Genomic DNA, 6,860 nt, shown 5'->3' with positions numbered 1-6,860 from the left:
GGCGCTGGCCGACGCCATCGCGCGCATGGATGCCCACCCGGTCCGCGTGACCGAGGCGCATTACCGCCCGTTTCTAAAAGAAACCGTACTACCGCAGTTCGAGGCGCTGGCGCGTTCAACCTAGGCAAGTTCAAGACATGCGAGACGCGGCGTAGGCACGCAGCTCGTCGATCACGGCCTCCGGCAACTCGAGCGACTCGCCGCGTTCGTGGCGCAATGCATAGCGCCGGGTGCCGGGCAGCCGCACGCCTTCCTGCTCGAGCATCGCCTGGAACAGAGCCTCGATGTGCTCAAGGTAGCCATCGGAAAAGTGGTCCGGATCGAAAGCCAGAATCAGATGGCCGACACTCGGTGCCTCACCCTCGGCCTCGAAGAAGGAACTCGCCTGGAAGCCGAAATGGCTACCGGTCAGTCCGGCGGTCAGCAACTCCACCATCAACGCCAGCGAAGCCCCCTTGGCGTCACCGGCTGGGACCATGCTACCCGCGATCGCCGCGTCCGGATCGGTCGTAGGCCGCCCCTCGATGTCGAGCGCCCAGCCTTCGGGAATCGGCTCGTCGGCCTTCTTGGCCAGCATCACCTTGCCCCGGGCGACCTTCGACAAGGACAGGTCGATGACCAGCGGATTGGCCCCCCGTCGTGGCGTCGCGAACGCGATCGGGTTGGTGCCGTAGAGCGGGCGCTTGCCTCCCCACGGCGCCATTGCCGAAGGCGCATTGCTGAAGGCCATCGCCACCAGGCCATCGCGGGCCAGGCGTTCGACCGGCGCACCGGCGACCCCGAAGTGGTGTGAACCGCCGATCGCCACGGCGACCAGTCCCAGGTCGCGGGCCAGCGGAATAGCGCGCTCCACGCCACGGGCAATCGCCGGAAACGCCAGGCCGTGTCGGGCATTGACCCGAATCACCGAGCCTGCGACATCGACCCGGGCTTGCGCATCGACGTCGACCTTACCAATGCGCGCCTGGGCAAGATAGAACGGCAACCGTGACAAGCCGTGGGACGTCAGCCCGTCACGCTCGGCGTCGATCAGCGCCCGGGCCGTGACCTCGGCCTCCCAACGCGGCACGCCGACCGCCTCTAGTGCCTCGACCGCCAGCGTCTCGGCCTCGACCAGCGATACCATGCGGCTCATGTCCTACCCCCCAGCGCGTGACGCACGTTGTCGACGGTGATCCAGCTGATCCGCTCGTTGGACTCGTGCGTCACGCCAGCGATGTGCGGCGTGGTAATCAAGCCTTCGACACCGCTCAACACCGAGTCGGCGGTCAACGGCTCCTCCTCGAAAACATCCAGCATCGCACCGCCCAGATGCCTGTCACACAGGCTGGTGGCCAATGCCGTTTCATCGACGATACCGCCACGCGCGGTGTTGATCAGCAGGCTTCCTGGCTTCATCATCGCCAGCGCTTCGCCATCGATCAAATGCCGGGTCCCCTCGCTCAACGGCACGTGCAGACTGACCGCATCCGCCTTCTCCAGCAGCGTCGTCAATCGCTCGGCACGCTCGACCGTCTGCCAGGCGGCGTCATCCGCGGGCACAAAGGGATCATGAGCTACCACCTGCATGCTCAGGCACTGGGCGCGCCGGGCCAGGTCGCGGGCGATGCCGCCGAACCCTACGAGCCCTAGGGTCGCCCCTTGCGTCTCGTGTCCCATCAGCGCCTGACGCGGCCACTCGCCCGCCAGCATGCGCGGCGTAGACAGATAGGCGCCGCGGCGCAGCATGAAGATCCCGGTCAGCACGTACTCTGCCACCGATACGGTATTGCCACCGGTCGCCGGCAGGACGGCGATATCGGACGCACGACAGGCGTCCACGTCTATGTTGTCGAGTCCTACGCCCAGCCGGCCTACCGCTCTCAGGTCGGGAAAGCGCGCCAGGAGCTCGCGGTCGACGCGGGTACGATTGCGCACAATCAGGGCACGCACCCCGGCCCCAGATGACAGCAAGCGGGCGCGATCATCGACCAGCGTGGCATCGAAGGTCACCGAGCAGTCCTTTTCGAGATCGGCGACAGCCGCCTCGTCTATGAATTCACTGATGAGTACGTCAGACATGTCAGAGCCTCTTTTCCTTAGAAATGGCGCCACAAAAGCCCTACCGGGAGTGGAACGTTGAGCAGGATGGCAAACAGGGTGTAGAAAAACGCGATGATCCCCGCCAATACCAGGCCATAGGCAAGCGCACGCTTAAACGTCCAGCCGTGATAGTGCGCCAACGATGCCAGCGCCGTGGCGGAGAGTATGCTCGCGATCAGAAAACCCAGCCACTTAAGTGTAAAGCTCCACAGCAAGAGCACGCCGACTAGCCCCAGCCTGCGCCTCAAGCTACCGGGCTGTGGTTTCGGTATCTGCGGACAGGAGACAAAGGCACGTATCAGAAGCGCAATACTGAAGATCAACAGCAGGGTGGCGATGGTACGTGGAAAGACGCTGGCCATGATCGACATGTCTCGGCTGAACACGAGCGCTCCGATGGCGATGACGATTATCACCAATGCCAGGATGCGATCCGACGATCGTGCATCGAGCGTCGGCGTTTCGTTGTCAGTGGCCATGGACCGTCTCCTTGGATGAGCGATGGCGCCAGCCGCGCCATAGCGGGAATAGCACCGACAGCAGCACCATCGCGATGATCGCCAGCGACAACGGCCGACCGAAGAAGGCACCCACCACCGAGCCGGAGGCGTTGCCCATCAGGTAGCCCTGGACGAAGCCCTGTTCGGCGATCGGCCCGAGGATAAGCCCCAGCACGATGGGCGACGGCTTCACTCCATAGCGCGACAGCACCCAGCCGACGACGCCCAGCACCACCATCACCACCACATCGAAGGGATTGTTACGGATCGCGTAGGTGCCGATGATGGTCATGAAGGCGATGCTGGGTACCAGCAGCGCCTTGGGAATGGTGACGATCGATTTGAAGGCATAGCGCCCGATCAGAAGCCCCAGAGGCAACATCAGCAGCGTAGCGATGAACAGGCCGCCAATGAAGGTATAGGTGACGTGGGCATGGGTGGTGAACATCTCAGGACCGGTGCGAAATCCTTGGACCAGCAGCGCCCCAAGGATCACCGCGTCCGGTGGTGTGCCGGGAATGCCGAGCACGAACGTAGGAATGAAGCCGCCGCCGACGGTGGCGTTGTTGGCCGACTCGGTGGCGATCATCCCATCCGGTTCGCCATGGCCGAAATTGTCACTGCGCGGTGAAGTGCGCCGCGCCTCGGAGTAGGACACCAAGCTGGCAATCGAACCGCCAGCACCGGGCAGGATGGCCACGGCAGTACCGATCACCGCACTACGCAACGAGTTGAACTTGCTGCGCCACATCAGGCCCAGGCTTTCGGTAAAGCGGATGCCGCGCCCTTCTCCCGGCGGCTGCAGATGGGCGCTTGGGGTCGCGACCAAATCGATCAGCACCGGAATGCAATATAAACCGATCAACGCCGAGATAATTTCCACTCCACCTAGCAGGAACTGCGAGCCGAAAGAATATCGAATATCGGCCCCAACTACCGCCACACCCACGGTTGAGAGCAGCAAGCCGATGCCAGCACCGATGAAGCCCTTGAGCGTAGAGCCTTCCGAGAGAGCGGATATCAATGTCAGACCAAAGATCGCCAGCCAGAAGTATTCCACCGGTCCGAATTTCAGGGCGATCTGAGCAAGTAGTGGGGCCAGCGACAACAGGGCAAGCGCACCCATCAGTCCGCCGACCATCGACGAGAGCGTGGAGAGCGTCACCGCTAAATCGCCATCCCCGCGCTTGGCCATGGGGAAGCCATCGAAGGTCGTGGCAATCGCCGAAGGAGTCCCCGGTGTATTGACCAGGATGGCGGCGTAGGACCCTCCATAGATGGCCCCGGTATAAATGGCGCCTAGCATGATCAATGCGGCCTCTGTTGGCATGCCGAAAGTGACCGGCACCAGAACCGCCACCGCCATGGTGGCGGACAGCCCAGGCAGGGCTCCAATGAAGATACCTGCAGAAACACCGAGTACCGCCAGAAGCAGGTTTATCGGGGAGAACGCAGCCATCATAAAACCCAAAGTTTCCATGCAATACCTCCATGCCGGAGAGGCTCCCTGCATCACCGGGAGCCGACTTCCAGAAAACCTCTTCAGGTCATTCGATGATGCCCATCTCGCGTGCCACCTTCTCATACTCCTTGCGCCGTTCGGCCATGAACTCATCCATCTCCGCATAGGGAACATCGATCAGCACGAAACCCAACTCCTGCATCTTCTCCCGGAACTCGGGGTCCTGATTGATCTGTCCAAAGATATCGGAAAGCTTCTTGGTCACGTCTTCAGGCGTTCCCTTGGGGACCGCCATACCGCGATAGGCGCCACCAGTCAGGTCATAACCCAATTCCTTGAAGGTCGGCACATCGGGAAACTGCGGATGGCGCTCGTCCGCAGCCACGGCTAGCATGCGGACCTTATCGCTATGATTGGCTGCCACGGTGGTATAGCCCCACTCGGCCTGCACCTGGCCTCCGAGCAGTGCCGTGACCGCCGCCCCGGTGCCCTTGAACGGGATATAGGTGGTCTTGACGTCGGCCAGCGATTCGAAGCGTCGGTTGGCGATGTCGTTGGCGGATTGGGTCCCGCTGCCCGACACGGTCACGCTGCCCGGGGCCTCCTTGGCGGCGGCGACCAGATCGTCGAGCGTCTCGAAGGGGCTGTCGTTGCTAACGATCAGGGCATCGGGCGAGTAGTGAAAGTAGTAGAAGTTCTTGAGATCTTCGGTCTTGAAACCGGGATCCTTGCCCATCGGCTTGAGGATGATATGCGGCAGGTTGGTGCCCATGATGGTGTAGCCGTCGCCATCCATCTCGTTGAGCTGCGACCAGCCAACCGCCCCGCCACCGCCGGCCATGTACTGGATGATCAATTTCTGACCGGTAATCTCTTGGAAGTATTTCTGCTGCAGGCGAGCGCTGATATCCGACTCGCCGCCCGGGCCGAAGGGGATGATGTATTGGATTTTGCGATCGGGGAAATCCTCGGCACCGGCCGCCGTGGCGAGGCCAGCGAACGTGGCCGCACTTAGCAGGCCGCCGAGGAGAGCGAACGTTTTTAGGGTCTTGAAGCGAATCTGACGCATGGTTGACTCCGATATTGCTGTTATTGTGTTTCGGTTACCGGGAGCCTGCGGGCTCCCGACATGCCGCGTATCCGTCCTGTGGCGATACGCGTCGCTACCTTGCTGCTTCCGTGATTGACGCCGGTACATAGCCTCGACCGTATTAGCATTCAACGATCATCCGGCGGCACTCTTCTTAAGCCTCATGCACTTTCGTAGAGACGAGTCAGCACGAACTCCCGATGTCCCAACGCTTCGGCATTGGTATGACGTCCGTGGGCCGTGCGCAGCAGCATCTCGAGAAGCTGATCCCCCGCCTCCTGAAGGTTGATTTCCCGACGCAGGACCCCCGAGACATCGACATCGATATGCTCGCTCATCGTGCGTACCGTGCGCGGGTTGGCGCAGAGCTTGATCACCGGCAAGATAGGGTTGCCGATCACGTTGCCCTGCCCCGTCGGGAAGAAATGCGCCACGTACCCCGAGGCCGCGCACAGTGTGACCATCTCGGCCGCCGCCGAGGAGGAGTCCATGAACCACAGTCCTGATCCAGTAGGGGTTTCGGCCTTGTCGAGCACGCCATCGACCCGGCAGCGCTTGCCGATCTTCTGAATGTTGCCCAGTGCCTTTTCCTCGATGGTGGTCAATCCGCCTTCGATGTTGCCCTTGGTCGGCTGGGAATCGGAAAGATCGCTGGTCTTATGTCGATCGATCATGTTGCTGTAACGGTCAAACATTATCTGGAATTTTTCGCGCACTTCCGGTGTCGCGCAGCGCTCCGCCACCAGATGTTCGCCACCGGTCAACTCCGAGGTCTCGCCGAACACCAGCGTGCAGCCCTGCTCGTAGAGCTTGTCGAAGGCTTCGCCGACGGTGGGATTAGCGCCGCATCCGGAGGTGGTGTCAGATTCGCCGCACTTGGTCGATACCCAAAGCTCGCTGACGTCGCACTCCTCGCGCTGTAGCTCGGTAGCGTACTGTACGAATTCGCGGGCCTTGCGCGAGGCGGCGGAGATGGTGTTGTGGTCGCCGTTCTGCTCGATCCAGAAGCCCTCTACCGGCTTGCCGGTAGCGCGGATGCCGTCAACCACCTTACCCGTCCAGCCTGGCTCGATGCCGACTACGATCACCGCAGCGACATTCGGGTTGCAGCCGGTACCGATCAGCGTGCGAAAGTGCAAGTCTAGGTCGGCGCCAAACTGCAACCGGCCATAGGGGTGCGGCAATGCCAGCGTGCCCTTGATGTTGTTGGCCACCGCTTCCGCCGCGGCATTCGAAATGTCGTCCACCGGCAGCACGATGACGTGATTGCGGATGCCGACACGGCCATTGTCGCGCCGGTAGCCGAGGAAAGTGCGTCCCTTGAGTTCCATGCTTACCACCTCTTGGTTTTGACATTGTGAACGTGAACGTGCTCGCCCTGGCGGATCGACTGCACCACCCGGCCGATATCGATGCTGTACTTGATGACCGTCTCGTCTTCGGCAAGATCGCGGATCGCAAGCTTGTGGCCGATCGGGATCGCATCCTTGACCTCGAACTGCAGAGTCTTGTCCTGGTCCATCACCCAGCCGGTCAGCATCTGACCGGCCTCCACCCCTTCCACCACCACCACGCCGACCGCGTCGTCGGCGTCGTGGACCACGAAATCGATGCTCATACTCCTCTCCTTCATTGGCCTCGTTGTCGTGACAGCGTTGACAACCTCACTGCCAACTCATTTATATGATATAGTATATAAAATAGTCAAGGAGATGCCGACAGGCCG

7 protein-coding genes are annotated in these 6,860 nt (G+C 61.6%); all 7 read right to left on the bottom strand.

All coding sequences use genetic code 11. The features are described from left to right. Window positions 1–130: 130 nt before the first annotated feature. The 7 genes from OP495_RS15940 to suyA all read right to left on the bottom strand — a co-directional run bounded on the left by OP495_RS15940 (window position 131) and on the right by suyA (window position 6,752). Window positions 131–1,135: an Ldh family oxidoreductase gene (locus OP495_RS15940; protein WP_280570689.1), complete on the bottom strand. Its 1,005-nt coding sequence runs from the start codon at window positions 1,133–1,135 to the stop codon at window positions 131–133. Further along, on the bottom strand, window positions 1,132–2,061 hold the full coding sequence (locus OP495_RS15935) for a hydroxyacid dehydrogenase (protein WP_280570688.1): 930 nt from the start codon (window positions 2,059–2,061) through the stop codon (window positions 1,132–1,134). Before OP495_RS15935 ends, OP495_RS15940 begins: the two co-directional genes overlap by 4 nt. 17 nt (window positions 2,062–2,078) lie before the next feature. Next, window positions 2,079–2,561, bottom strand: a complete 483-nt coding sequence (locus OP495_RS15930) for a tripartite tricarboxylate transporter TctB family protein (protein ID WP_280570686.1) — start codon at window positions 2,559–2,561, stop codon at window positions 2,079–2,081. Beyond that, complete coding sequence (locus tag OP495_RS15925; protein ID WP_280570684.1) at window positions 2,551–4,062, bottom strand: tripartite tricarboxylate transporter permease; 1,512 nt, start codon at window positions 4,060–4,062, stop codon at window positions 2,551–2,553. Before OP495_RS15925 ends, OP495_RS15930 begins: the two co-directional genes overlap by 11 nt. A 67-nt stretch (window positions 4,063–4,129) precedes the next feature. Next, window positions 4,130–5,113, bottom strand: coding sequence for a tripartite tricarboxylate transporter substrate binding protein (locus OP495_RS15920; RefSeq protein ID WP_280570682.1), 984 nt, complete (start codon window positions 5,111–5,113; stop codon window positions 4,130–4,132). 182 nt (window positions 5,114–5,295) lie between these two features. After that, window positions 5,296–6,465, bottom strand: coding sequence for a (2R)-sulfolactate sulfo-lyase subunit beta (gene suyB, locus OP495_RS15915; protein WP_280570681.1), 1,170 nt, complete (start codon window positions 6,463–6,465; stop codon window positions 5,296–5,298). A gap of 2 nt (window positions 6,466–6,467) precedes the next feature. Continuing rightward, on the bottom strand, window positions 6,468–6,752 hold the full coding sequence (gene suyA, locus OP495_RS15910; protein ID WP_280570679.1) for a (2R)-sulfolactate sulfo-lyase subunit alpha: 285 nt from the start codon (window positions 6,750–6,752) through the stop codon (window positions 6,468–6,470). Window positions 6,753–6,860 lie beyond the last annotated feature (108 nt).

The sequence above is a fragment of the Chromohalobacter sp. 296-RDG genome (assembly GCF_029889885.1).
GTDB lineage: Bacteria > Pseudomonadota > Gammaproteobacteria > Pseudomonadales > Halomonadaceae > Chromohalobacter.
This window is presented reverse-complemented; position numbering and strand designations above follow the sequence as displayed.

Bases quoted from the DNA above. Each gene is read 5' to 3' on its own strand.
- OP495_RS15940 (WP_280570689.1), bottom strand. From the start codon at position 1,135: ATGAGCCGCATGGTATCGCTGGTCGAGGCCGAGACGCTGGCGGTCGAG.
- OP495_RS15935 (WP_280570688.1), bottom strand. From the start codon at position 2,061: ATGTCTGACGTACTCATCAGTGAATTCATAGACGAGGCGGCTGTCGCC.
- OP495_RS15930 (WP_280570686.1), bottom strand. From the start codon at position 2,561: ATGGCCACTGACAACGAAACGCCGACGCTCGATGCACGATCGTCGGAT.
- OP495_RS15925 (WP_280570684.1), bottom strand. From the start codon at position 4,062: ATGGAAACTTTGGGTTTTATGATGGCTGCGTTCTCCCCGATAAACCTG.
- OP495_RS15920 (WP_280570682.1), bottom strand. From the start codon at position 5,113: ATGCGTCAGATTCGCTTCAAGACCCTAAAAACGTTCGCTCTCCTCGGC.
- suyB (WP_280570681.1), bottom strand. From the start codon at position 6,465: ATGGAACTCAAGGGACGCACTTTCCTCGGCTACCGGCGCGACAATGGC.
- suyA (WP_280570679.1), bottom strand. From the start codon at position 6,752: ATGAGCATCGATTTCGTGGTCCACGACGCCGACGACGCGGTCGGCGTG.